The sequence below is a fragment of the Pseudobutyrivibrio ruminis DSM 9787 genome, from assembly GCF_900218035.1.
In the GTDB taxonomy this organism is placed as follows: domain Bacteria; phylum Bacillota; class Clostridia; order Lachnospirales; family Lachnospiraceae; genus Pseudobutyrivibrio; species Pseudobutyrivibrio ruminis.
This window is the reverse complement of the sequence record NZ_OBMR01000005.1, coordinates 33,528-58,322: the sequence shown is the minus strand read 5'-3', so window position 1 is coordinate 58,322 and position 24,795 is coordinate 33,528. Positions and strand designations below refer to the sequence as shown.

Genomic DNA, 24,795 nt, shown 5'->3' with positions numbered 1-24,795 from the left:
TAAGAAGGGAACTATAGATAATGAAAAAGAAAATTATGGCGGCAGTGCTGGGCTTTGCTATTATTTTTAGCACGTTTAGCTCGGATTTAGTGTCGCAGGCAGAAGGAATCGATGAGATTCTGGAAGAGACGGTGGAGGAGCAGACGCAGCTCGAGACACCAGAGACAGAAATAATAACTGAGGAACAAAAGAAAGAAGAAGTTCCTATTAACAAAGAGGAAGAGAAAGAAGCGGAGGAGCCAGTTGTAACAGAAGACGTTGAACAGCCAGAAACTTCAGTTTCTACAGTGACAGAAGAAATAACTCCGGAGGAAGTGGTTTCTGAAGAGACTGAGGCAGAAGAGGTAGCTTTTTCTCAATCAAGAGACGTAGATGGAGTGAGAATCTCCATGACTGCAGCAGCAGGGGTTCTTCCAAAGGACAGCCACTTTGAAGCAGTTGCCATCACTGGAAAAAGCAATATCTCTAAAATCGAGGATGCTGTAGAAAAGAACCTTGCTGATACAAAGTCAGTAGTAGAGGTGAAGGCATTTGACATCACTATCTATGACGTAAATGGAAATGAGGTTCAGCCAGATACATCAAAGGGAAATGTACAGGTAACTTTCAACAATATCGACACAGCAGAGGTGAAAGCTGATGCTAACAAAGATATGGAAGTATTTCATATAGCGGATTCCATGCAGTCGGCCGAGTCTGTAGATTCAAGTGTTGGCGATGGCAAGGTTAGCTTTGAGGCAGAACATTTTTCCACGTATGCCATAGTTGATATAACAGACGAGACTAACCCGACAACGGTTGGAGACTTTGAGATTAGTGTTGAAATACAGGTTGATGGAAAAATCATTAGTGATAACACTTCTATTGAGATTTCTAAAGCAAAGACTTTTAATGCTACTTACAGTTTTTCTAATTTGATAATCAATACAGATGATTCAGAATCTTTAAAGAAAGATCATTCCTATAAGCTTGCTGAAATTGATATTTCAGAAATCAATTTAGACGCAGAAACAGCAGATGTAAAGGATTTGCAATCAGGTGAGATACTTGGAACTATCAGTATAGTTCCAAATGAAGCTAATACTAAAGCAGAAGTTAGATTTAATCTAACAACATCATATGAAGGGATTGTAAATGGTTCTTTTGGACTGAGTTTTGAGCTTGATCCACAAGATGAAAACGCCAAGCAGGAAATTGTTTTACCAGATGGAAAGACCTATACCTTTGAGATTTCTGAGTTTAAGAAAGAGCCACCTACTATTAGTTTGACTGGTTCAAAAAAAGATGATAGTACTGCAAGTTGGACTGCTACTATAAAGAATAGTTCTAGGCCAGAATCTTACACAGGTGGGTATAAATATGTTGCTGAACTTTCCAAAGATGAAACTGTCAATGAAAGCAGCGTACAAGTAGAAGGAGCTACACCATTATATATAAAAATTGAGGGGACTAACCTTATAGTTGAGTTTAAGACACCAAATTATACAGCTGATGGAATAACAACTATTACCTATGATTCAACTGTAAATTTTGGTTTGACAAATGGTATTGTTAACGGTAACAAAACAACTATTGGTTCGACAATTAACGAAACTCCAAAGCTTGTAGATTCTAATGGTGATGATATTGTTACAGGAAATGATGCAAGTATTTCCTTCGAAACAAAGGTCAAGGAATGGTTAAAAAAAGAATCTGTAGGGACTATAGATTCAAATGGTGTTATTGAATGGAAAATAACTGTTTCTAATAATGGTTATGATATTAAGAATGTTACTTTGTATGATCTCTTTGGTGGAGATGGTGCCAATATGACTTTAGCAGGTGATGTTAAAGTTAATGGTTCTACTGTTTCGGTGACAAATGGAACATCTTCTGATAACTATAGCTGGAAGGTAGATTTGGAAAATCCAAATAGTGATGGCCAATGGATTATTACATACAAATCCCAAATTGCCAATTATCAGACAGGTTATTTAAAGAAGAATCACACATCAAATCCAAAGAATGATGCATGGATAACATATGACTATAATTTTGGAGATGGAGAGGGAACATTTACTGGTCCTACTGTAAAAGCTGAAAGTAGTATAAATCTTAAGGCTGGTATACAAATAACTGGAAAATCCTACGACCCCGCAACTCATGAGCTTACATGGGAAGTGGCAGTCAACCAAGAATATCAGGATATAACATCAGTAACAGTTACTGATATTATTCCAGCAAATCAGGAATATGTAACAGGTTCAATTGGAGATATTAGTATATATACAGTTGGTGGGAATATAGAATCAACACTTACATCGAACGATGTAAATCTTAATACTAGTGGCAATGATGTTATTCTTGACTTTGCTGACAAGCTTCAGGATAAAAAAGCTGTCTTTCAAATGAAGACAAAGCTTGTTGATGGACAAAGGGATGTTTGGACAACAAATAATAATGGAACAGCATTTTCTAATAAAGTTTCATTGATAGCTGTTGAGAATAGTGAACCACAGACAGATGAAGCTAAAATAACCTATACAAGTGATGTCTTGCAGGTTGCTATTTCAAACTATAATTACAATAACCATACTGTTGATTGTGAAATCATAGTTGACGCCAACAAGATGGACATGAAGAATGTTGTCCTTACTAATCAGCTTAAATATGACAATTATGAGCTTGAAGTTTTGGAAGAGACAGGTGTAACAGTTAATGGGACCAAAGTTAAAACTACAAATGATTCAAATGGAAACATTGTTGTAAATCTTGGAGATATTGCAGCAGGCGATGATGCTTTAAAGAAAGTAAAGTTTACTGCAAAAGTAGTTAGCGATAAATATCAGACTGTTAATAATGGTAGCTTTACAATTAATGACACAGCCACACTTGTAAGTGAGGACATATTAAAAACAAACGATAAAAAAGTAGAAGTAACATCAAACAACATAGCAATTAATAACTCTGTTTTGTCTAAGACTGGTAAAGGTGACAAATCTACAGGTAATGTTACTTACACAGTATACATAAATAAAGCAAGAAATCAGTTGCCAGAAGGTTTCACAGTAAGAGACACTATTGGTTCTTCATTAGAGCTTGATAGCCTGTCAGTCCAGCTTTACGAGTGCACTATATCTGATGCGGATGGTCAGGTTACAGATGAAAACCTTGTGGATGCCTCTAACTATGCTAAGAAAGTCTCAAGCAATGGGGCAAACACTGTACTGGATGTTACGTTGCCACAGACAGATAAAGTATATAAGCTTACTTACAATGCATCTGTTGTTGATACAAAGTTGACAGACTGTAGTAACAGTATTGAAATCATTACTATAGGATATGAAAGTGCTTCTGCAAAGGTTGACGTAAAAAGTCAGTTTAATGTTGGAGCAGAGTTTACCAGCGCTCTCTACCTGACGGTAACAGCAAATAATAAAGCAGGAGAGCCGCTTTCAGGAGTTGAGTATTCAGTAATTGACCCTGATTCTAATTCTGAGGTTCTTCATCTTATAACAAAGGATAATGGCGTTGCAAAGGCTGTTACAGTTAAACTTACAGCTGGAAAGAAATATACTATCAAAGAAGTTGTTGGTCCAGATGGGTATGAAAGTGCTTCAGATAAAGAAACACAGGAATTTGTTGCAGGAAAGTCTAATGAGCAAATTATTCCATTTGAATATGAAAAGCTTTCAATAACAATAGATATTTATAGCCGTGAGAATTCCGAGGATGGTGAGCTTCTTGCAGGATCTAAAATGAAGCTTATTAAGGATGGTACAGATACTATCACATGGAATAGTAAAGATATTAATCCAAAGAATGTAAAAGTATATTTGGATAGTGAGTATGTTTTGTCTGAAGAAGCTCCAACTGGTTATAATTCTGGTTCTAATATCAGATTTACAGTCGTAAAGGATGAAAATGACAAGCTTCAGGTGCAGGTTGTATCTGGTGATTCAGGTGTGCCTGTTGATACTATAAATATGGTTAGCATATCTAAAAACAGAACTAATATTGTGTTTAGTAAAGTATCTACAGGTCAAGGTAATGAATTAGTTGGTGCTCAGCTTAAAATAATTGAAGTTACATCAAATGATGAGATGGCATCATGGGTATCGGATGGAATTGCAGAGAAAATTTCATTACCTGAGGGAACTTATTCATTAATTGAGAATCAGGCACCTCTCGGATATAGAAAGGCCGAATCAATAAAGTTTAGAGTTACCACTGATTTAAAACTTGAAATATTTGATGAAGAAAACAGTGATTATGTTACGGCAGAGAATGCTAAGATTACAATGTATGATGATTATGATGCAGATAAGACTGCAACAGTGACAATCAGTCCTGATACACTAGGAATGGATCCTAGTATGTTTTCTGCTATGAAATTTGTGTTATATAGGTTTAATAAAGATACAAATAAGTTAGAACGAGTTGAACCAAGTGAGATTAATCCTGAAACAAACGAATATATATACAATATGAATTATCAGGATGAATATGTACTTAAGCCTGAAGGAGAGATTGAAGGATATAATTCGGTTAATCCAATTTCAATGAAGGTTATAGGGGAGACAATTTTAGAAGATGGAACAAGTGAAAGTATAATTCAGACAAAGAATAAGGATGGAATATTTAATGATTCATCACTTTCAACTATTGGAAAAATTGTTACACCGCAGCGTAAACCAGTTCCAGCTATAGCGTCAACACAGCCATCCACAGGATCAACGGATGTAGGATTTTCTGCCGGTGCTACATACACAGCTAACAATTATTACGGTAGTAGTAAGACAACAGTTGATGGTGTCGATGGACTCACTCTCAAGGAAAATGATATTGCTATGGGAACTGATCTAAGCGATGATTCTCAGAATACATCAGCACCTCGCCTTGCAAAGACAGGTGGTTTTGTAGGTACATTGTTTGGATACCTCACAGCAGTGGCACTTATCCTTGTTGGTTTGTATTTGACACTTGGAAAGAAAAAGGAATATGACAAGTAAACAATCTATTAAAAAGATAATAGGTTTAACGTTAATCGCATTGGGACTGGGCTTATTGCTCAGTTCTATTGCATTAAACCTAAAGCAATATTATTCAAAAAAGAATACTGTTGAAGAGTTCAAAGAAAAGATTGAAAGCGGTGTTGCATCACCAGAAACAGAAGGTAATGATGCAGTTACAGGAGACATGCTCTACATCCTCCGAATTCCATCTATCGATTCAGAAAATCCTGTGCGAGAGGGCACTGAAAGAGATGTGTTATCAGATTCTCTTGGACATGAATCGGGAACTGCATTTGCAGGAGAGGAAGGAAATTGCGTAATCGCAGGTCATCGCAATTACAACTTTGGTAAATACTTTAATCGTCTTGATGAAGTTGAAATAGATGATTTGATTTATCTGGATTCAGCCACAGAAACATACACATATGTGGTTACAGACATTCAGGTGGTGGACCCTACAGATGTGGAGATTCTAGAACCTATCGAAGGCAAAGAAACACTCACTCTCTACACTTGCACACCAATATACATAGCAACACAACGCTTGGTAATCATAGCTGAGCGAGTGATATAACTATAAGATTCATACTATCCTTGTATTTATAGCAGGAATCAAAGCTGATTTGCTATAAGATACAAGGATTTTTTGATTTTATAGCAGATATTTGGAGTGAAATGCTATAAGAATGAGGTAAAGCCAAAATCTATAGCAGTTGACAGCTTGAAAATGCTATAAAACAAAGAAAAAGCTGGAATATATAGCAAAGATTAATCTGGAACTGCTATAGACAAAAGAAAAAGCTGATATTTATAGTGAATATCAGCCTAAAACTGCTATAAATAAGAGTAAAATCTTAAAATTATAGCAATTCAATATTTTAGCTAGAGTAGATACTCAGTTACAAGCCACGATTCTTCCGGATAGGCTAGAGCGACTGTGGTCGGAAGCAAAAGCGGCGTCGCTTTTATTGAAATAGTCGTAGGATGTTACTCCGATACATTCAGAGATTGAATCGTCCCAGGTCAAATCTACGTTGTAAAACTTTCCATCAATTTTAACCACGTTCCATGCGTGGGTGCTTCCCATAGAGATTCCAGTTACATAATAGCAGGTGATGCCAAGGCGCTGGCAGGCTGCCTGAAATGCTCTGGCGTATCCGGCACATACTGAGGTGCCTGTTGTAAGAGCAGAGTAAGCGCTTTGATTCATATGGTTGTCAGGATCATAGGTGTTCATTTGACAGATAGCGTCATGCAAATATTTCTCCTGGTCCACTTGGCTGGTAAATTGCTTTGCTCCAGAAACCAGCGAATTCAAAACATCATTGAAATTCGCTTGGGCCTGTGGCAATTCATCCTTTGTAATGCAGAATTTCAGTCGAACTTTATGAACGATATTAGATGAATCTACGGCATATTGATAAGATGTGTACACCCAGAAAAGCTCGGGATGATCATTGAATAGAGAATTCATTGTATCTTCCAGGCTTTTTTCAGATATAGGAGTATCCAACAAAAATAGCTCGTCATTGAAGTTCATGATATTTTGGTAAATCTGATTATATACGGAGAGCTGGTCCGTATTAAGAAGTTGTAAATATGGGTATAAAGGCTCATTTGAAGTGAGCGCAGTGCTGGTAAATGTGGTAGAATGTATGCTAAATATTAATGTAATTAAAAGACAAATCGAACATACTCTTTTTTTCATATCTCATCACCCGAAATAGTAGTTTTCAAAGGAAAATCATCCTATTATCAGATTATAATTTGAAATGGTGAATAAAATTTGTACAAAGCCCGTGTTCACAAAGAATTCACAGTGATAATACACACCCTGTGTAATAAAGTAGCTTTGTCCTAGAATTTATACCGGTTTGTGGCGAAAAAACTTATTGACAATTTTTTATCAATTAGAGTATATTATATATACAGGAAACTGAAAAAATGAGTTAGAGTTTACTAACAGAATTTGGTTAGGAGAGCTTATGCTAGATTACAAAATCATCGAAGTTAAGCAGAGTATCTTTGAAGACAATGATGCAGATGCTGATAAGCTCAGACAGGAGATTAAAGAACAGAAAACATTTCTTGTTAATCTGATGTCAGCTCCTGGTTCTGGCAAAACAACCACATTATGCCAAACAATCGCACGTCTTAAGGACGAAATGCAAATCGGTGTAATGGAGGCAGATATTGATTCTGATGTGGACGCTGCCACAATTACTGCGGCAGGAGCACGTGCAATTCAGATACATACAGGAGGCATGTGCCATCTCGATGCAGATATGACCCGCCAGGGCTTGCATGAGTTTGGAACAGAAGACTTAGATCTTGTCTTCCTGGAAAACGTTGGTAATTTAGTTTGTCCAGCGGAATTTGATACCGGTTCATCAAAGAACGCCATGATTCTCTCTGTTCCCGAGGGAGACGACAAACCACTTAAGTACCCACTGATGTTTTCAGTGTGTGATGTAGTGCTTATCAACAAATGCGACACACTTCCAGTGTTTAGCGAATTCTCAAAGGAGGCTGTTGTGGAACGAATCCACAGTCTTAATCCTAATGCAAAGGTTATCTTTGTTTCAGCAAAAACTGGCGAAGGATTTGATGAATGGGTTGACTGGTTGAGGGGCCAGGTTCAGCAGTGGCAGGCTTAATGCTTGGAATTGAGACTTTTTGAGGGAAGTATAAATATTATTTTTTTTAGGGCAATTAAAGGAGGAAATTAATATGGGTATCGGACCAGACAATTTGGGCGATTTTTATCCTGATTGGGTAAATGATTTAAAGGATGAAGATCTACGCCCAGAAATTCTTCAGCTTGGAAAGGTAATCACAGATAGAGCTAAAATCAAGCTTGGTCTTCAGAAGATTACAAAGTACGATCCAGAGTACTGGGCTGTAGCAAATCTTGCACCTACAAAGGAAATTGCAGAGCTTGCACTTTCTATGGGTGGCATTAGAAAGCCAAAGACATTCAAGGAGCTTCTTGAAATCACTGGCCTTGATGAAAAGACACTTGAGGAAAGACTTGAGAAAGCTAGCTGGACAGGTCTTTTAGAGTGGAACTATGAGAACGAAGCTCACGAAAAGCAGTGGGTACTTCCTATGTTCGTTCCAGGTTCTGCAGAGTTCTCAAACATGAATCAGGATTTCTTGGCTGAGCATCCTGAGATGGGACGTTTCTTTGAGAGAATGAGCCGTCTTCCACTTGAGGGACTTACACACATGGTACCACCAGGAGGCGCTGGTATTGGTATGCACGTTATCCCTGTAGAGGACGCTATTTCAATGGAGCAGGAAGCAATCGGACTTGAGAAGATTTCTTACTGGCTCGATAAATACGAAGGAAAGTATGCTAAGTCACCATGTTCTTGCCGTCTTTCTAGAAAGACATATGACGAGGGCTGCGCTGATGATCCAGAAGGATGGTGTATCGCAGTTGGTGATATGGCAGACTACGTTGTTGAGACAAACAAGGGTGGTGTTTACATCACTAAGGAAGAGGCTCTTGATATTTTTAAGCAGGCTGAGGACAACGGCTTCGTTCACCAGATCACAAATATCGATGGCGAGAATAAAATCTTCGCTATCTGTAACTGTAATGTAAATGTATGTTATGCACTTCGTACATCACAGCTTTTCAATACTCCAAATATGTCACGTTCAGCGTATGTTGCTCACGTTACAGCAGAGGACTGTGTTGCTTGTGGTAAGTGTGTTGAAAACTGCCCAGCTGGTGCTGTTAAGCTTGGTCAGAAGCTTTGCAAGGCTGATGGCTCACAGGTTGAGTATCCAAAGCAGGTTCTTCCAACAGAGCGCAAGTGGTCAACAGACGAGTGGAACGACAACTATCGTGACACAAACAGAATCAACTGCTATGACACAGGTACAGCTCCATGTAAGACAGCTTGTCCTGCACATATCGCTATCCAGGGTTACCTTCGTATGGCAGCTCAGGGACGTTACAAAGAAGCTCTTGCTCTTATCAAGCAGGACAATCCACTTCCAGCAATCTGCGGTCGTGTATGTAACAGACGTTGTGAGGCAGCTTGTACACGTGGAACAATCGATGAGGCAATTGCAATCGATGAAGTTAAGCGTTTCTTAGCAGAGATGGATCTTAAGTCAGAGACACGCTACATCCCTAAGAAGATCGTTCCTTCACAGAAGGGTGAGTTCACAGAGAAAGTAGCTATTATTGGTGCAGGTCCTGCAGGTCTTTCTTGTGCTTACTTCTTAGCACTTAAGGGCTACAAGCCTACAATCTTTGAAAAGAGCAAGTATCCAGGTGGTATGCTTCGTTACGGTATTCCATCATTCGTACTTGAGAACAACGTTATCGACGCTGAAATCGAAATCATCAAGGAGCTTGGTGTAGAGATTAAGTGTGGCGTTGAAGTTGGTAAGGATATTTCACTTGATGAGTTACGTAGCCAGGGCTACAAGGCATTCTACGTAGCTATTGGTTGCCAGGGTGGTAACAAGCCAGGCGTACCAGGTGATGATGCTATCGGTACAGCAACAGCTGTCGATTTCCTTCACGAGTGCTCAGAGAACGAGAAATACGATATCAAGGGTGACCTTGTTGTTATCGGTGGTGGTAACGTTGCTATCGACGTTGCTCGTTCTGCTAGACGTGTTGGAAACGAAAAGGTTTCTATGTTCTGTCTTGAGAGCAGAGACATCATGCCTGCATCTCCAGAGGAAATCGAAATCGTTGAAGCAGAGGGCGTTGAGCTTAACTGTGGATGGGGACCAAAGGAGGTTCTTGTTGATGAGGCAGGAGCTGTTAAGGGAATCGTTCTTAAGAAGTGTACTCGTGTTAAGGACGAGACAGGTAGATTCTCTCCACAGTACGATGAGAATGACACAATCACTGTAGAGTGTAAGCACGTTATCTTCTCAGTAGGACAGCGTAGCGTATACGGAGATCTCTTCAAGGGTTCTAAGGTTGTTATCGAGAGAGGCCCTAAGGCTGATGCTCTTACATACCAGACAGATGAGCCAGATATCTTTGTTGGTGGTGATATGTACACAGGCCCACGTTTTGCTATCGATGCTATCGCAGCCGGTCGTGAGGGAGCTATCTCAATCCACAGATTTGTACAGCCACACAGCTCACTTACAATCGGACGTAACCGTCGTGACTTCATCGAGCTTGATAAAGAAAACATCAAGATTGGTGATTATGATCACAGCGCACGTCAGATTCCAGGCGTTTCAAAGACAACTGTTGATGGAGAGCTTACATTCCGCGATAAGACAGTAGAGCTTACAGAGGAGCAGATCAAGAAAGAGACAGCTAGATGTCTCAAGTGTGGTGCTTCAGTAGTAGATGAGAATAAGTGTATTGGTTGTGGTGTATGTACAACTAAGTGCGAATTCGATGCTATCAAGCTTTACAGAGAGCATCCAGAGTGTTCAAAGATGACTCCATCTGAGGACAAGCTTAAGTATGTTCTTCCAAACGGATTAAAGCAGCGTATTAAGGTTGCTTTCAAGCACAGATAAAAATGCTATAATAAAAGGTGCTACTGAGGTAGCACCTTTTTTAATTCGGAGGAAGACAATGCGAAATATTTATTTATTTGCAAACGGATTTGGCGAGACGGTGAGAACACTGATTATCGCGTATCTTATTCTTACATTCCTATTTACGGTTTATTCGATTGCTAGAATGTATTATATTGAGCATAAATCAAATAATGTGAAGGGCGGTAGAGCCAGAGTAAAAGAGCTGCAGGCATCCGGTAGATTTAGGCAAATTCCGGTGTATTCCATGGAGGAAATGTCTAAGGATAAACATAAAAGAGATGTTAGGCTTATGTATTTTCCAGCAGATAACCCTAAGAGCAAGCGATTTGTAGTTGTTCTTCCAGGTGGAGGTTATGCACATCTTTGCACAAGACAGGAGGGATATCCTGTTGCGGCAACTCTTAATGAAATGGGAGTAAATGCCTTTGTGCTTGAGTATCGCACGGGACGTGATTGCGAAGCTTTTGCTCCAATGCAGGATTTAGGCACAGCATTACAGATGATTCAGCAAAATCAGGACCAATACGGTGTCTCTTTAGACGGCTATGCATTGATGGGATTTTCAGCAGGTGGAAATCTGGCGGGAATCTTTTCCAGTCACAAGTTTGGTTATATGGATTACCAATTGCCTAAGCCTGGAGCTGTCATATTAGGATATCCTTGGACATGCGTAAACGATTGGTTACATCATCCTTACTGGAACATTTGGATTGGTTTGATGGGCATTTGGCTTAGCAACAGAGGCAGCTTCCATATGTTTGGATTGCGTCACATCAGAAGAGGTCGAGTGCTTCTTGATGTGCAGAAATATATCGAGGATGATTATCCACCAACATTCATGTATTCAGGCTCGTGGGATGTTCTTGTTCCTGCAAGTCGTCATGCTGATGTTTTTGAAAGCGCCCTCAAGGCACATGGCGTTAATCATATCTATGAGAAGTACTTTGGTGTACCTCACGGCATCGGCCTTGGCATTCGCACAAAGGCTGAAGGCTGGCTTGATAGGGCAGTGGAGTTCTGGGAGTCAGTAATCTAGGGAGTTCTAGTTTTCGTGGAGTCAGATTCTAGGCGGATTCTAGCATACATAGGTTTATTCTAGGCGTCTTTTCTTATAGCCTAAAGGTGTAATTAAAGTAGCGGCAGGAGGTCACATGTTAGACTTAATAAAGACAGGTTCATTTATCTCTGAAATGAGAAAGGAAAAAGGACTTACACAAAAACAATTGGCAGATCAGGTGGGAGTCAGTGATAAAGCAGTTTCCAGATGGGAAACTGGCAAAGGATTGCCTGACACCAGCATCATGCCAGAACTGTGCAAGGCACTTGATATTAATGTAAATGAGCTGTTATCCGGTGAGCGCCTGAACGCAGAGGCATATAGTGGAAAGGCGGAAGAAATAATGGTTAGTTTAGTAAAGGATGTTCAGGAAAATAAGAATGACAAAAAATCAGTAGTGTTAGGTTTAGCATTAGGCTTTGTATTGTTGATGTTAGGGCTGATTGGTATAGTTACAGTCAGCGGAAGCAGAGTAGTATATTTCCTTGATATTCCATCTGTAGTATTTGTGCTTGCTATACAGCTTATTGTTTTAGGAGCAGGTGGACAGATGAAAAGCTTTCTGGGAGCGTTTAAGCTGATTTTTGGAAAGAAAGCAGAGATAGAGGACGATGTTGCAGTGGTAGCTGCAGAATGCGAATTTGCTGTAAAATACGCCCAGAGAGGGGCAATCCTTGGCGGAATACTTTCCAGCATAATGGGATTTGTAGCAGTGCTTGCTATAGTGTGGAGTGAGTCACCAGATACAATTGGGCCAAACATGGCGGTAGCAGTGTTGTCGTTGTTTTATGGAGTGTTATTCGTATTAATACTGATGCCTATACAGGGCCGTCTTCATAAAATGCAATAAAAAGCTAAATGTAATAGGCAAACTCTTAGGTTTCTCAAGCGAAGCATTCTACGCTAAGCGGAGAAACACTAAGGTTTGTCTATGTAACATTTAGCTTTTTTGATTGCTTTTTTATTTCTATTTATTCTGGGAAAGCTGCAGCTAAATCACAGATTGTCTTTACACACATTCCTTCACCCAGGGTGCCGCTATCAAGGATTACATCATATTCACGGAAGTCGCCCCAGTTCTTGTCAGTGTAGTACTTGTAATATGTTTTACGCTGCTTATCTTTTTTTGCGAGTCTCTTTTCAATGCTGACATTCTCGATATTTTCGTAGCGCTCTAAAACACGTTTCTTTCTATGCTCCATATCTGCGTGAATCATAACATTCATGCAACGAACACCCTCTTTTCTGAGGATATAATCAGCACAACGTCCAACAATTACACATGGTCCTTTGCTTGCACAGTCAAGGATTACCTTTTTCTGCGCAATAAAGATTTCGTCCTGTGGGCTCTGGAAGTACATTGTTCCTGCCGCAGAGATATCAAACCACATTGCTGTGGATGAAGTGTACTCACCCTGAGTCTCTATAAGTTCCTTTGCATAACCGCTTTCTACTGCTACGCGATTAACAATTTCTCCGTCATAAAATGGGATGTTCAACTGTTTTGCCACAGCCTCGCCTATGCTATGACCGCCGCTGCCAAATTCTCTTGAGATGGTAATTACTGGATACATAGTTGTTCCCTCCAATCACATTTGATTTGATACTTTTCTTACTTATATTTTATTTTTTTTGTGACAAAAAGTCAAAAAGAGTTGCATTTGTCTGACTATTGATTGGAACCCCATTTTCTGCCATTTCTCCGGAATCTCCACAGATATCTACACCATATATTTCATGTGTGGAAAAAATCTTTTCCAGAATATCTGTCATTTCAGGCAAGGTCATTGTTCCCTGGTCCCAATCTGTGATGGCATAATCGGTGGATAGTACATCCTTGTCGATAGAAATGTACAGTGGTAAATCAGTGGGAATATCAGAAATATCAGGCATATCACCAACACCAAAGGTGTAAACGTTCTTTAGGTGAGGCAATGTCTCCTTTGCCTCCAACACCCAGCCGCCACAAGAGGTTATCATGCCAAAACTTGGTGGCTGATCGTCAGGATGATGATCAAATAAAACCAGATTGAAATCTACATCTATTTTGCTCAACCAAAGAAGGGTGAGATAGTGGTAGTTGCCGGAATCGATAAAGTGAATACCATCGGCTGGTTCGTTACTTATTCGTTTTATAAGCTCTGCCTTGGCTACATCGTCAAGATAGCATCTGGTGCCTTCAATATCTCGACAGTCTATAATATTTAGTTTTTCGTTAGATTGATAAAATGACTGATGCAAATAGGCATCAGTCATTTCTAAAATAGTTGTATTTAATTTCATTTTTTAAGTACTTTTCCTGCGTGTTTCAATTCTTTACAGCGACGTTTCTTAAACAAATCAGTCCATATATTAGGATGGAAGAGCATGAGAATTGGGAACAATTCAAGTCGACCTGCAAGCATATCAAAGATAAGGATAATCTTTGAAAAATCACTGAAGAAACCAAAGTTTGCTGCAGGACCAACCATGCTAAGTCCAGGTCCAATATTACTCATTGTAGCGATAACAGCTGTAAATATAGTTGAAAAATCTAAATCTTCGAATGAAAGTGCAAATACACTTACAAAGAAGATGAGCATGAATGTTCCAAAAAATACGTTGTTGGAACGGATTGTATCATGGTTAACAGGCTTGCCATCCATGCGAGTCTTTCTGACGCTTCTAGGATGGATGTAGCTGATTAACTCTTTGTGTACAGCCTTTCCCATAAGGACGAATCTCGATACCTTTATACCACCACCAGTTGAACCTGCACAGGCACCAATAAACATCAGAAGTACAAGTACACATCGGCTAGTCTGTGGCCACTGGGCAAAATCTGCAGTAGAGAAACCAGTAGATGACTGAATTGATGTTACCTGGAATGCTGCTTTTGTCACAGCTTCAAAAAGGTTTGCACTACTATTTAAAATGTTTATAGTGATGATTCCAATAGAACCAACTGTAAGTGCGGTGTACATTTTAACTTCTTCCATTCTGAAAGCATCTCTTGCGTGATGGAAGAGTAGGTAGTAGTAAAAGTTGAAGTTTACACCAAATATAAACATGAATATTGCTACAATCCACTGACATGCAACGTTGAAACCGGCAATACTATCAGCGTAGATACCAAATCCACCAGTACCAGCTGTGGCGATAGAGGTGTTGATTGCTTCAAATGGTGTCATGCCTGCAATAAGCAGAAGTATAAATTCTAAAAGTGTAAGTCCAATGTAGATGAGGTAAAGCATCTGGGCAGTGTTTTTCAGCTTAGGAACAAGCTTTCCAACAGAAGGTCCAGGTGATTCTGCTTTCATCAGGTTGAACTGAGAGCCCTCACCACCGGCAAGTGGAATGACTGTAAGTAGGAATACTAAAACTCCCATACCACCAACAAAGTGAGTGAAGCTTCGCCAAAATAGTGAGGCGTGAGTAAGCAACTCTACGTTATCAAGGATGGATGCACCAGTGGTGGTGAATCCGGAAACTGCCTCAAATAAAGCATCTACATAATGTGGAATCTCTCCGCTAAGGCGAAGTGGAAGGGCACCGATTACAGAAAGGGCAACCCAAGATGCGCCTGTGCAGAAGAATCCTTCTTTTAAATAGAAAACAAATTTCTTTGGACGGAAATAGCTGTTTAGGATTCCGATGATAAGGCAAGGAAATGCAACAACTGCATAGTAAATCCATACATCTTCGTGATATATGAGAGCTACCATGATAGGAAGCATCAGGAACAAGCCTAAGAATCCAACAACATATCCTAAAATAAAACGAATAACGGAAGTATTCATATCCGATTACCTCAATGTATCAAGTATAGAGCCGAAGCCAGTGTGGGTTGTGACAACCATTACAGTATCACCGACTTCAATAGTGTCAGAACCGCTAGGGATGATGATTGTACCGTTGCGGTTGATAAAGGCGATAAGCACATTGTCCTTAAATTGGAGAACAGAGAATGGTACTCCAGTTGCCTTTGACTGCTCACTAATATTGAACTCAATAGCCTCTACCTTTTGATCGAATAGGTGGTAGAGTGTAAGAATATCATCACCATCGCCTGACGCACTCTTTGCACGTACATAAGCGATAATTGATTCTGCTGTGATGTGTCGTGGGTAAACCACTGATCCTAAGTTGAGCTGAGACAATACGTTGTCAAAGCTGATTCTATTAACCTTTGTAACAACCTTTGCATTGCTAACTTGATTAGCATAAAGAGTTAAAAGGATGTTTTCTTCATCAATTCCAGTGAGAGGAACGAAGCTTTCAACGTATTCAATGCCTTCTTCTCTAAGTAATGCCTCATCACCGCCATCTCCATTAATGATGGTAGCCTTTGGAAGCATAACAGAAAGCTCCTCACAGCGCTCCTTATCACGCTCGATAATGCGCACATTGATTCTGGCCTGGAGCAAAAGCTTTGCAAGGTAGAAAGAAGATTTTCCACCACCAACAATCAAGCAATCACGAACCTGTCGTGTTTTGAATCCAATTTCATTGAGGAAGGTACGTGCAAATCGTCTAGCACCAACGGCACATACAATATCACCTGCTCGAAGTGTGTAATCACCGGAAGGGATTACAACATCACTGCCGCGTTTTACAGCAGTAATCAGAACCTTGCTGGAAATATTTGAGCTCAAATCTTTGATAGTGAGACCATCCAAAACATTTCCCTCTTCAATGGCAAACTCAACAAGCTCAGCCTGGCCATGAGCAAATGAAGATACCTCAAGAGTAGATGGCAATGAGAGAATAGATGAAATCTCTCTAGCAGCTTCAAACTCTGGGTTGATAATCATAACAAGACCCAGCTTCTCCTGAAGATATGAAATTTCCTTTGAATAGTCAGGATTTCTAACTCTGGCGATAGAAGCGCAGTCACCTACCTGCTTTGCAATTGTACAGCATAGTAGATTCAGCTCATCAGAGTTTGTAACGGCAATAATGAGGTCTGCATCTTTAATGCCAGCCTCAACCTGAATGCTGTAGCTGGCACCATTTCCTTGAATTCCCATTATGTCGTATAGATTTGTAAGATTATCGATTCGATCCTGTTTCTGATCGATTACTACAATATCGTGACCTTCTTTTGAAAGTCTATCAACAAGGGTACGGCCAACTTTACCGCATCCTACGATGATTATTTTAAGTCCTCGTTTTGAGGATTTACCAAAAGCCATTTTATTGCCTCCGAATAAACAAAATATTACATAATAAATGTAGTCGAATAGAGGCAAAAATTCAAGTTAAATTCGCACATCGACCCTTCTAGTAATACGCTTTGCAGCGCTATATAAATCAGACAAGTATTGTGAGTCCTTATCAAAGAACTCTGAGAACTTGCTGACAGAGTAGTTTTTGGCAGCATTTTCATATAGTGACATACTGCCATCTTTATTTACAGTAATACCAATTTTAGCCAAATCAGAAGCATATTGAGTATTAAGGTTTTTAATAGTGGATGCGGCATGTTTTACAGAAGAGTTTCCTTTGCCGTATTTAGCTGCAGATTCAAGGGTATTGTTCATGGTGTCAGTGAATGCTTTAAGCTTCTCCTGAATCTGGTCTTTGGTTACATCTTCGAATTTATAATCTTGGAGATTTCTGACGGCGTTGCGTAAAGCAGTAGCGTCAGCAAAAGAAAGGGTACCAGTGGTAGAATTCTTTCTAGTAGAGCCACTTGCTACCGATGAGTAGTGATTGTAAAACAATCTTATGCTTAATGAATTGGTTACGCTTACACTCATAGAAACTCCTTTTTCTTCATATCTAAATATTGTATCGAATGAAATCCTGTTAATATTAAGTTTTTTTGTTGAAGATTTTGAAAATTTCATCTATACTTTAGAAAAATTTATCTAGTAAGGAGCTGCTATGAATCAAGAGAAAGTCATTGTTATTGATTTCGGCGGACAATACAATCAGCTTGTGGCACGTCGTGTCAGAGAATGTAATGTCTATTGTGAGATTTATTCTTATCGTACCCCTATCGACCAAATTAAAGAGATGAATCCTAAAGGAATTATCCTGACAGGAGGTCCTAATTCATGTTATGAGGAAGGGGCACCTACCTATACTAAGGAACTTTTTGAACTTGGTATACCAGTGCTTGGTCTTTGCTATGGCGCACAGCTTATGATGCATGTTCTTGGTGGTAAGGTTGAGAAAGCGCCAGTTCGTGAATATGGCAAAACTGAGACATTTATTGACGGATCAAAGGATACTCTTTTTGCAGGTGTTGAGGACTCAACAGTTGTTTGGATGAGCCACTTTGATTACATTTCTTCAGTGGCACCTGGGTTTGATATCATTGCTCACACAAATGATTGCCCAGTTGCAGCAGCAGCTTGTGAAGATAAAAAGCTTTACGCTATTCAGTTCCATCCAGAGGTACTCCACACTGTTCGTGGAAAGGAAATCCTCCACAACTTTGTAAGAAACATCTGTCAGACAGCTGGCACATGGCGTATGGATTCCTTTGTTGAGCAGACAATCGGAGAAATTAGAGAGCGCGTAGGTTCAGGAAAAGTGCTTCTTGCTCTTTCTGGTGGTGTTGATTCATCTGTTCTAGCAGCGCTTCTTGCAAAGGCAATTGGAAAGCAGCTTACATGTGTTTTCGTTGATCATGGTCTTCTTCGTAAAAACGAGGGCGATGAGGTAGAATCAGTATTTGGTCCAGAAGGCTCATTTGATATTAATTTTGTTCGTGTTAATGCAGCAGAGCGTTATTACGCAAAGCTCGCAGGCGTCGAAGAGCCAGAACGCAAGCGTAAAATCATTGGCGAGGAATTCATTCGTGTATTCGAGGAAGAAGCTAAGAAAATTGGCACTGTTGATTTCCTTGCACAGGGAACTATCTATCCAGACGTTGTTGAATCAGGCCTTGGCGGTGAGTCAGTAGTTATCAAGTCTCACCATAATGTAGGTGGTCTTCCTGACTATGTTGATTTCAAAGAAATCATCGAGCCGCTTCGCAATCTTTTCAAGGACGAAGTACGTAAGGTCGGTTTAGAGCTTGGCTTGCCAGAATACCTTGTATTCCGTCAGCCATTCCCAGGCCCAGGCCTTGGTATTCGTATCATCGGAGAGGTTACAGCAGAAAAGGTTCGCATCGTTCAGGATGCTGATTATATTTATCGTACAGAGCTTGCAGAGGCAGGCCTTGCAAAGCTTCCAGATCAGTACTTTGCAGCACTTTCAAACATGCGCTCAGTAGGCGTTATGGGCGACGAGCGTACATACGACTACGCAGTAGTACTTCGCGCCGTTGAAACAGTAGACTTCATGACAGCAGAAGCTTCTGAGATTCCATTCGAAGTTCTTCAGCGTGTAATGAGCCGCATCATCAACGAGGTTAAGGGCGTCAACCGCGTAATGTACGATTTGACTTCTAAGCCACCAGGAACTGTGGAGATGGAATAATACCAGCATTCTTGCAAAGCCAGTATTTACAAGGCTTTGAGAGGTGTATGGAAGTGTAGTGACAATAAAATGAGCCGTAGTGAATGTATTCAATACATTTGCTACGGCTTTTTTTGTGCGTATGAATAGAGGATATAAATAGGTGTTGACAATTTATATATCTGGAGTTATATTACTGCATATCATTTTTTCTTTATACAAATCTATAACTTTTTCATGTGATAGTTTCATTGATAGTATTCCCAATTTCGGATATTTTGGCGTTATGCATCCAATATAAAGTTATATGTAATTAGGGATGCATATGCTAATTAATGAATGCAACCCAATAGGATTGAATTACAATTAGGGATGCATGACTGAGAGTACTTATGCATCCCAAAAGGACAAATGTGCTTTTTAGGATGAGTTTAATATTGATAGGAGATGAAGTTATAAGACAATCATGCATCCCAGAATGATGTAAAGGGGATACGGGTTGCATGATTGAAAAATGAAAAAAAATATTATGCATCCCCAACTGGTAAAAACTCTGTTTGGGATGATTTTTTTAGAAAGAGGAGTAAGAGTTGAAAAATTATAGAGAAGAATTAGAAAAACAGTTAAGAGAACTGGATGATTTGATAAAACTTAATGAGAAAAACTTAGCGAAACTAAAAGATCTTCCAGAGCATGGAATAAAAGCGTCCACAGTCAGAGGATGCAACCAATATTACATAACCGAAAAAGGGACAGGAAAACGTAAATATGCAGGGAAGGATAAAAGTAAGCTTGTTAAGAATTTGATTCAAAGGGATTATGTAAATGCAGTTAATAACAAATTATTGTATTTGAGAAAGGTATTAATTAAATTTATTGCAAATTATGATATCAGTGAAATTCAGGCTGTATATGAGAATTTGCCTAGTGCTAGAAAGAGTATTGTAACCCCACTAATAGAGCCTGATGATATATATATTCAAAACTGGTTAGAAAAACATCCGGGGCAGCAGAATCCATTCCCAGAAGAGGGTTTATATCAGACAAACCGAGGAGAGATGGTACGATCAAAGTCGGAAAAGATTATTGCTGATTCCTTGGATAAGTATAATGTTCCTTATCAATATGAGCCGATGTTAGAACTGGGCTATAGTGCGGTATATCCTGACTTTGTCGCATTGAATACAATTACAAGAAAGACTATTTATTGGGAACATCTAGGGATTCTTTCGGATATGGATTATGCTACAAAGAATTTTAAGAAGATACATAATTATGAGAAAAATGGTTACCTTCAAGGAAGAGATTTGATTACAACTATGGAGTCATCAGATGCACCAATTGATGTTAGGCTTGTAGAAGAGAAAATACGGGAGTTTTTGTTGTAGATATGGACGACAATTCACAATATTGTTATAATGCGGATTAATAATGAGGAAGGCAGGAGGCAACAAATGCATTTCGTAAATGCGAAGGGGATATTAACTGCAAATAATGGCCGATGCGGTATGAACATATATCGCGGCTGCACTCACGGCTGTATTTATTGTGATAGCAGAAGCAAATGCTATCAGTTTACCCATGCCTTTGAGGATATTGAGGTGAAGCAGAATGCCCCAGAGCTTTTAGAGGCCGCGCTTAAATCAAAAAGAAAAAAATGTATGATTGGCACGGGTTCTATGTCAGATCCATATATGCACTGCGAAGAGCAGTTAAAGCTCACAAGACAATGCTTAGAAATCATTTCTAAATATGAATTTGGCATAGCGATTCAGACAAAGTCAGACAGGATTCTTAGGGATATTGATCTTTTGGATGAAATTAATCAGAAGGCAAAGGCAGTAGTGCAGATGACATTGACTACTTATGACGATGACTTGTGCGCTATTCTAGAACCAAATGTTTGCAACACGAAACGGAGAATACAGGTGTTAGAGGAGATGCAAAAGCGTGGCATTCCAACAGTGGTTTGGCTGACACCAATTCTTCCTTTTGTAAACGATACAGAAGAAAACGTAAATGCGATACTAGAAGAATGTATTCGCGTAGGTGTGAAGGGCATTATTTGCTTTGATATGGGCGTGACCTTGAGGGAAGGTGACAGGGAATATTTTTATGAGGCATTGGATAAAAATTTTCCAGGATTGAAAGAAAAATACATTAGAACCTATGGCAATTCCTATAATGTACCAAGTCCTAACAATGCAAAGCTTATGAGTCTTTTTGAGGATACCTGCAAATCTCACAACATCCTTTATAAGCCTAATGATTGCTTCAGATTTATGAATGATTTACCCGAGAGATATGAACAGTTGACGCTTAATTTGGTATAATCAATTGCAAGGCAGGCCCAAGAGTTTGCATATGGAAGAGGAGCTTTTACTAGATGAAACTTACACCAAGTTGTGCAAAATGCATGTATGATAGACAACAGCTAAAGACTGATGACAAGGAATATTTGAAAGAGGTTAAAAATATACTTGATAATCGTGATGAAAATGCATGTAGTGCAGAGATGAATTTTGCATTTAATAAGGCATATGAAAAATACATTGGACCAATGCCTAGTTTTAGAGACATCAATAAAAAATATAATGATTTAGTACTTTCTATGGAACAGGGCTTAGAAGAGAAAATAGAAGCAAGCGATAATCCGCTTGCTACTGCTCTTGTGATGGCTCGAATTGGAAACTACATTGATTTTGGTGTGATGCAGGATGTAGATGAAAATACATTTTTAGAGTTATTCAACGACACTGACATGAGAGTTGATGAGCAGGCAACATTTGATTCTTTTGGCAAGCAGTGCAGCAAGGGAAAATCTTTTTTACTTCTTACAGATAATTGTGGAGAGATTGTCCTTGATAAGCTTTTTCTACGCCAGCTTAAAAAGCAGTTCCCAAATCTTGAAATAACTGTAATGGTTCGTGGCGGTGAAGCATATAATGATGCTACTATAGAAGATGCAAAATATGTTGGTTTGACAGATGAATTTACTGTAATTACAAATGGTGAGAAGATTGCAGGAACTGTCTATAAAATGCTTCCGGAGCAAGCGAAAAAAGCAATAGATAATGCTGATGTTATTCTATCTAAAGGGCAGGCAAATTATGAATCCTTTGCGGGGGAAGGGCACCATGCTTTTTTCACATTTTTATGCAAATGCGATTTGTTTGTAAGCCGATTTAATGTACCAAGACTTACCGGAATGTTTGTTGAGGAAGCATAAGCATGTCGGAAAAATATGACAACTAAGGAGATTTTTAATGATATATATAGGCTGTCACTTATCAGTGACAAACGGATATGAAGCAATGGGACGTCAGATGGTGGATTTTGGAGGAAACACATTTGCATGGTTTACAAGAAATCCACGTGGTGGAAAAGCAAAGGATATAGAGCCAGAAGATGTTGAAAAGCTTCAGCAAATATTGCAGGAAAAGAAATTTGGTACACTTGTAGCTCATGCCAGCTACACTATGAATCTTTGCTCTGCAAAGCCAGAGACCAGAGCGAATGCTCTCGATATGCTTAAGCAGGATTTGCAAAGGATGGAGCAGGTTCCAAATCAGTACTACAATTTCCATCCAGGTTCTCACACGGGCCAAGGGCCAGAAATAGGAATTCAGCAGATTGCTGATGGCTTGAATCAAGCACTTTTCCCTGAGATGCAGACCACAGTGCTCTTAGAGACTATGGCTGGCAAAGGTTCAGAGGTGGGCAAAACTTTTGAGGAATTAAGAGAAATTATTGACCGCACTACGCTTAGTGACAAACTGGGAGTTTGCCTTGACACATGCCATGTTTGGGATGGTGGCTATGATGTCGTAAATGACCTTGATGGTGTGCTTACACAGTTTGATAAAATCATCGGTTTGGACAGATTGAAGGCAATTCATTTTAATGATAGTAAAAATGAATGCGGAGCAGCAAAGGACCGCCATGAGAAGTTAGGCCAGGGCTGCATTGGAATGGAAGCTATGAAACGAATTGCAACACATCCTACTCTTCAAAATCTTCCATTTATTTTGGAAACACCAAATGATGATGCAGGATATATTGAGGAAATAGCAATTGTAAACAGCTGGATGTAAGCTGATTATTGGGGGGAGCAAGCTATGACAAATAAATTACTGATTTCGGCACTAATTAAATTTTTTGCAGGTGTGATATTAGTGGGACTGCTGCTATTTCCAGCGGCAGGAAGCTTTGCCTTTTGGCAGGCCTGGTTGCTTATGGGAGTGCTTTTTATTCCTATGTTTGTAGCGGGATTGATTCTGATGAAGAAAAATCCAGAGCTTTTGCGGAAGCGATTAAATGCAAAGGAAGAACAGATGGAGCAAAAGGAAGTGGTCTTGTTCAGCGGTCTAATGTTTTTGTTATCCTTCATAGTTGCAGGTTTGAATTTCAGATTTTCATGGCTGGTGCTACCAGCGTGGGTGACGATTTTAGGCACGATACTTTTTTTGTTAGCCTATGCGCTGTATGCCGAAGTACTTAGGGAAAATGAATATCTTTCAAGAACCATAGAAGTGCAGGAAGGCCAGAAGGTGGTTGATACAGGCCTATATGGAATAGTGCGCCATCCAATGTATATGGCAACAGTTCTGCTATTTTTAGCTATGCCAATTATCCTAGGCTCTATTTTTTCATTTGTAATAATGCTTGTATATCTTCCAATCATTGTAAAGCGTATTAGAAATGAGGAGAAGGTCCTAGAAGAAGGGCTTGCTGGATACAAGCAGTACAAAGAGCGGGTAAAATATAGGCTTATTCCATTTGTTTGGTAGAGGGGGACTATAATGAAAACCAGAGAGGAAGCATTAAGCTACGGGCTCACATTTCCTTATACATATCAGGAGGCGCCATTTCACGATCCTAACTGGCAACTCATTAGGGTGAAGCCAAGTAAAAAGGCGTTCCTTTGGTCATATGAAAAAGACGGGCAGATTTGTTTGAATCTGAAATGTGACCCTGAATGGAGAGATTTCTGGAGGCGCACTTATGATGCGGTAATTCCGGGGTATCATCAGAATAAGGAGCATTGGAATACTGTAATTCTAGATGGAAGCATTCCAGATGATGATGTTAAGCGCATGATTGCAGAAAGCTTTGATCTCGTGACGGATTCTCCTACAAAACGTATATACGAAGCAGTGAAACGAATCCCACAGGGCAAGGTTGCTACATACGGCCAGGTGGCTGCTATGGCAGGCAATCCTAAAATGAGCAGAGCAGTGGGGAATGCCTTACACAAAAATCCAGATTTTGAAAACATTCCTTGCTATAGAGTGGTAAACTCCAAAGGTGAGCTGGCGGATGAGTACGTATTTGGAGGAGCTGGCGTTCAGCAGAATCTATTAGAGGCAGATGGAATCGTTGTCCAAAACGGAAAGGTAGATCTTGGTAAATTCGGAATGGATATTAATAATATTTAAAATAGGAGGACTAGGATTATGATTAAAGTGTATTGTTATGAAAGATGTACTACTTGTAAAAAGGCTCTGAAGTGGCTTGATGATAATAAAATCAAGTATGATTTAATTGATATCAAAGGCAACAATCCAGACAAAGCTACTCTCAAAGCTGCATATGAAAAAAGTAATCAGCCTCTTAAGAAATTCTTCAACACAAGCGGCCAGCTTTACAGAGGGATGGAGCTTTCCAAGAAGCTTCCAGATATGAGTGAGGAAGAACAGCTTAATCTTTTAGCAACAGATGGAATGCTTGTAAAACGCCCGCTTGTCATTACTGAGGATACAGTTCTTCTGGGCTTCAAAGAGGCCGAGTGGGCACAGGCACTTAAGTAAC

General features: G+C 39.5%; 20 protein-coding genes. 14 read left to right on the top strand and 6 right to left on the bottom strand.

Going from position 1 to position 24,795, the window contains the following annotated elements:
* The first annotated feature begins 20 nt into the window (after window positions 1-20).
* Both CRN97_RS05280 and CRN97_RS05275 read left to right on the top strand, forming a co-directional pair.
* Window positions 21-4,991, top strand: a complete 4,971-nt coding sequence (locus tag CRN97_RS05280; RefSeq protein ID WP_097076125.1) for an MSCRAMM family protein — start codon at window positions 21-23, stop codon at window positions 4,989-4,991.
* Window positions 4,981-5,568 carry a class D sortase gene (locus tag CRN97_RS05275; RefSeq protein WP_097076124.1) on the top strand — a complete coding sequence of 196 codons (588 nt, stop codon included), beginning with the start codon at window positions 4,981-4,983 and terminating at the stop codon, window positions 5,566-5,568. The genes CRN97_RS05280 and CRN97_RS05275 overlap by 11 nt, the downstream gene beginning before the upstream one ends.
* A 321-nt stretch (window positions 5,569-5,889) precedes the next feature.
* Here the strand turns inward: CRN97_RS05275 and CRN97_RS05270 are convergent, their stop codons facing one another.
* On the bottom strand, window positions 5,890-6,702 hold the full coding sequence (locus CRN97_RS05270) for a transglutaminase domain-containing protein (RefSeq protein WP_097076123.1): 813 nt from the start codon (window positions 6,700-6,702) through the stop codon (window positions 5,890-5,892).
* Window positions 6,703-6,979: 277 nt separating this feature from the next.
* On the opposite strand from CRN97_RS05270, the gene hypB reads away from it, so the two are divergent.
* From hypB to CRN97_RS05250, 4 genes are all read left to right on the top strand, one after another.
* Complete coding sequence (gene hypB / locus CRN97_RS05265; protein WP_074788759.1) at window positions 6,980-7,651, top strand: hydrogenase nickel incorporation protein HypB; 672 nt, start codon at window positions 6,980-6,982, stop codon at window positions 7,649-7,651.
* 73 nt (window positions 7,652-7,724) lie between these two features.
* Window positions 7,725-10,508 (top strand): FAD-dependent oxidoreductase, encoded by a 2,784-nt coding sequence (locus CRN97_RS05260; protein ID WP_177175592.1) that lies wholly within the window; start codon window positions 7,725-7,727, stop codon window positions 10,506-10,508.
* Window positions 10,509-10,566: 58 nt separating this feature from the next.
* Window positions 10,567-11,568, top strand: coding sequence for an alpha/beta hydrolase (locus CRN97_RS05255; protein WP_097076122.1), 1,002 nt, complete (start codon window positions 10,567-10,569; stop codon window positions 11,566-11,568).
* 115 nt (window positions 11,569-11,683) lie between these two features.
* A complete protein-coding gene (locus CRN97_RS05250; RefSeq protein WP_097076121.1) occupies window positions 11,684-12,439 on the top strand; it encodes a helix-turn-helix domain-containing protein in 756 nt (251 codons plus the stop codon).
* A gap of 121 nt (window positions 12,440-12,560) precedes the next feature.
* Here CRN97_RS05250 and CRN97_RS05245 read toward each other — a convergent pair whose 3' ends face one another.
* From CRN97_RS05245 to CRN97_RS05225, 5 genes are all read right to left on the bottom strand, one after another.
* Window positions 12,561-13,163, bottom strand: coding sequence for a cytidylate kinase-like family protein (locus CRN97_RS05245; RefSeq protein ID WP_044937393.1), 603 nt, complete (start codon window positions 13,161-13,163; stop codon window positions 12,561-12,563).
* 49 nt (window positions 13,164-13,212) lie between these two features.
* Complete coding sequence (locus CRN97_RS05240) at window positions 13,213-13,872, bottom strand: hypothetical protein (RefSeq protein ID WP_097076120.1); 660 nt, start codon at window positions 13,870-13,872, stop codon at window positions 13,213-13,215.
* Window positions 13,869-15,368 (bottom strand): TrkH family potassium uptake protein, encoded by a 1,500-nt coding sequence (locus CRN97_RS05235; protein ID WP_097076119.1) that lies wholly within the window; start codon window positions 15,366-15,368, stop codon window positions 13,869-13,871. Before CRN97_RS05235 ends, CRN97_RS05240 begins: the two co-directional genes overlap by 4 nt.
* A 6-nt stretch (window positions 15,369-15,374) precedes the next feature.
* The gene (gene trkA / locus CRN97_RS05230; protein WP_074788765.1) at window positions 15,375-16,763 is read right to left on the bottom strand and encodes a Trk system potassium transporter TrkA; all 1,389 of its coding nucleotides are present in this window, start codon (window positions 16,761-16,763) and stop codon (window positions 15,375-15,377) included.
* Window positions 16,764-16,829: 66 nt separating this feature from the next.
* Window positions 16,830-17,330 (bottom strand): hypothetical protein, encoded by a 501-nt coding sequence (locus CRN97_RS05225; protein WP_097076118.1) that lies wholly within the window; start codon window positions 17,328-17,330, stop codon window positions 16,830-16,832.
* Window positions 17,331-17,457: 127 nt separating this feature from the next.
* Here CRN97_RS05225 and guaA point away from each other — a divergent pair, with 127 nt between their 5' ends.
* From guaA to CRN97_RS05185, 8 genes are all read left to right on the top strand, one after another.
* On the top strand, window positions 17,458-19,005 hold the full coding sequence (gene guaA / locus CRN97_RS05220) for a glutamine-hydrolyzing GMP synthase (RefSeq protein WP_097076117.1): 1,548 nt from the start codon (window positions 17,458-17,460) through the stop codon (window positions 19,003-19,005).
* Between the two features lie 569 nt (window positions 19,006-19,574).
* Complete coding sequence (locus CRN97_RS05215) at window positions 19,575-20,372, top strand: PDDEXK family nuclease (protein WP_097076116.1); 798 nt, start codon at window positions 19,575-19,577, stop codon at window positions 20,370-20,372.
* A gap of 66 nt (window positions 20,373-20,438) precedes the next feature.
* Window positions 20,439-21,317 carry an SPL family radical SAM protein gene (locus CRN97_RS05210; protein ID WP_097076115.1) on the top strand — a complete coding sequence of 293 codons (879 nt, stop codon included), beginning with the start codon at window positions 20,439-20,441 and terminating at the stop codon, window positions 21,315-21,317.
* 53 nt (window positions 21,318-21,370) lie between these two features.
* Window positions 21,371-22,213 (top strand): damage-control phosphatase ARMT1 family protein, encoded by an 843-nt coding sequence (locus CRN97_RS05205; protein ID WP_097076114.1) that lies wholly within the window; start codon window positions 21,371-21,373, stop codon window positions 22,211-22,213.
* A gap of 37 nt (window positions 22,214-22,250) precedes the next feature.
* Window positions 22,251-23,078: a deoxyribonuclease IV gene (locus CRN97_RS05200; protein ID WP_097076113.1), complete on the top strand. Its 828-nt coding sequence runs from the start codon at window positions 22,251-22,253 to the stop codon at window positions 23,076-23,078.
* 24 nt (window positions 23,079-23,102) lie between these two features.
* Window positions 23,103-23,774: a methyltransferase family protein gene (locus CRN97_RS05195; protein ID WP_097076112.1), complete on the top strand. Its 672-nt coding sequence runs from the start codon at window positions 23,103-23,105 to the stop codon at window positions 23,772-23,774.
* 12 nt (window positions 23,775-23,786) lie between these two features.
* A complete protein-coding gene (locus tag CRN97_RS05190) occupies window positions 23,787-24,422 on the top strand; it encodes a methylated-DNA--[protein]-cysteine S-methyltransferase (protein WP_097076111.1) in 636 nt (211 codons plus the stop codon).
* Between the two features lie 18 nt (window positions 24,423-24,440).
* Entirely contained in the window at window positions 24,441-24,794 is a 354-nt protein-coding gene (locus tag CRN97_RS05185; RefSeq protein WP_097076110.1) for an arsenate reductase family protein, read from the top strand.
* Window position 24,795 lies beyond the last annotated feature (1 nt).

Coding starts and splice junctions, on each gene's coding strand:
- CRN97_RS05250 (WP_097076121.1), top strand. CDS start 11,684: ATGTTAGACTTAATAAAGACAGGTTCATTTATCTCTGAAATGAGAAAG.
- CRN97_RS05210 (WP_097076115.1), top strand. CDS start 20,439: ATGCATTTCGTAAATGCGAAGGGGATATTAACTGCAAATAATGGCCGA.
- hypB (WP_074788759.1), top strand. CDS start 6,980: ATGCTAGATTACAAAATCATCGAAGTTAAGCAGAGTATCTTTGAAGAC.
- CRN97_RS05255 (WP_097076122.1), top strand. CDS start 10,567: ATGCGAAATATTTATTTATTTGCAAACGGATTTGGCGAGACGGTGAGA.
- CRN97_RS05280 (WP_097076125.1), top strand. CDS start 21: ATGAAAAAGAAAATTATGGCGGCAGTGCTGGGCTTTGCTATTATTTTT.
- CRN97_RS05190 (WP_097076111.1), top strand. CDS start 23,787: ATGAAAACCAGAGAGGAAGCATTAAGCTACGGGCTCACATTTCCTTAT.
- trkA (WP_074788765.1), bottom strand. CDS start 16,763: ATGGCTTTTGGTAAATCCTCAAAACGAGGACTTAAAATAATCATCGTA.
- CRN97_RS05205 (WP_097076114.1), top strand. CDS start 21,371: ATGAAACTTACACCAAGTTGTGCAAAATGCATGTATGATAGACAACAG.
- CRN97_RS05185 (WP_097076110.1), top strand. CDS start 24,441: ATGATTAAAGTGTATTGTTATGAAAGATGTACTACTTGTAAAAAGGCT.
- CRN97_RS05275 (WP_097076124.1), top strand. CDS start 4,981: ATGACAAGTAAACAATCTATTAAAAAGATAATAGGTTTAACGTTAATC.
- CRN97_RS05260 (WP_177175592.1), top strand. CDS start 7,725: ATGGGTATCGGACCAGACAATTTGGGCGATTTTTATCCTGATTGGGTA.
- CRN97_RS05240 (WP_097076120.1), bottom strand. CDS start 13,872: ATGAAATTAAATACAACTATTTTAGAAATGACTGATGCCTATTTGCAT.
- guaA (WP_097076117.1), top strand. CDS start 17,458: ATGAATCAAGAGAAAGTCATTGTTATTGATTTCGGCGGACAATACAAT.
- CRN97_RS05195 (WP_097076112.1), top strand. CDS start 23,103: ATGACAAATAAATTACTGATTTCGGCACTAATTAAATTTTTTGCAGGT.
- CRN97_RS05200 (WP_097076113.1), top strand. CDS start 22,251: ATGATATATATAGGCTGTCACTTATCAGTGACAAACGGATATGAAGCA.
- CRN97_RS05245 (WP_044937393.1), bottom strand. CDS start 13,163: ATGTATCCAGTAATTACCATCTCAAGAGAATTTGGCAGCGGCGGTCAT.
- CRN97_RS05270 (WP_097076123.1), bottom strand. CDS start 6,702: ATGAAAAAAAGAGTATGTTCGATTTGTCTTTTAATTACATTAATATTT.
- CRN97_RS05235 (WP_097076119.1), bottom strand. CDS start 15,368: ATGAATACTTCCGTTATTCGTTTTATTTTAGGATATGTTGTTGGATTC.
- CRN97_RS05225 (WP_097076118.1), bottom strand. CDS start 17,330: ATGAGTGTAAGCGTAACCAATTCATTAAGCATAAGATTGTTTTACAAT.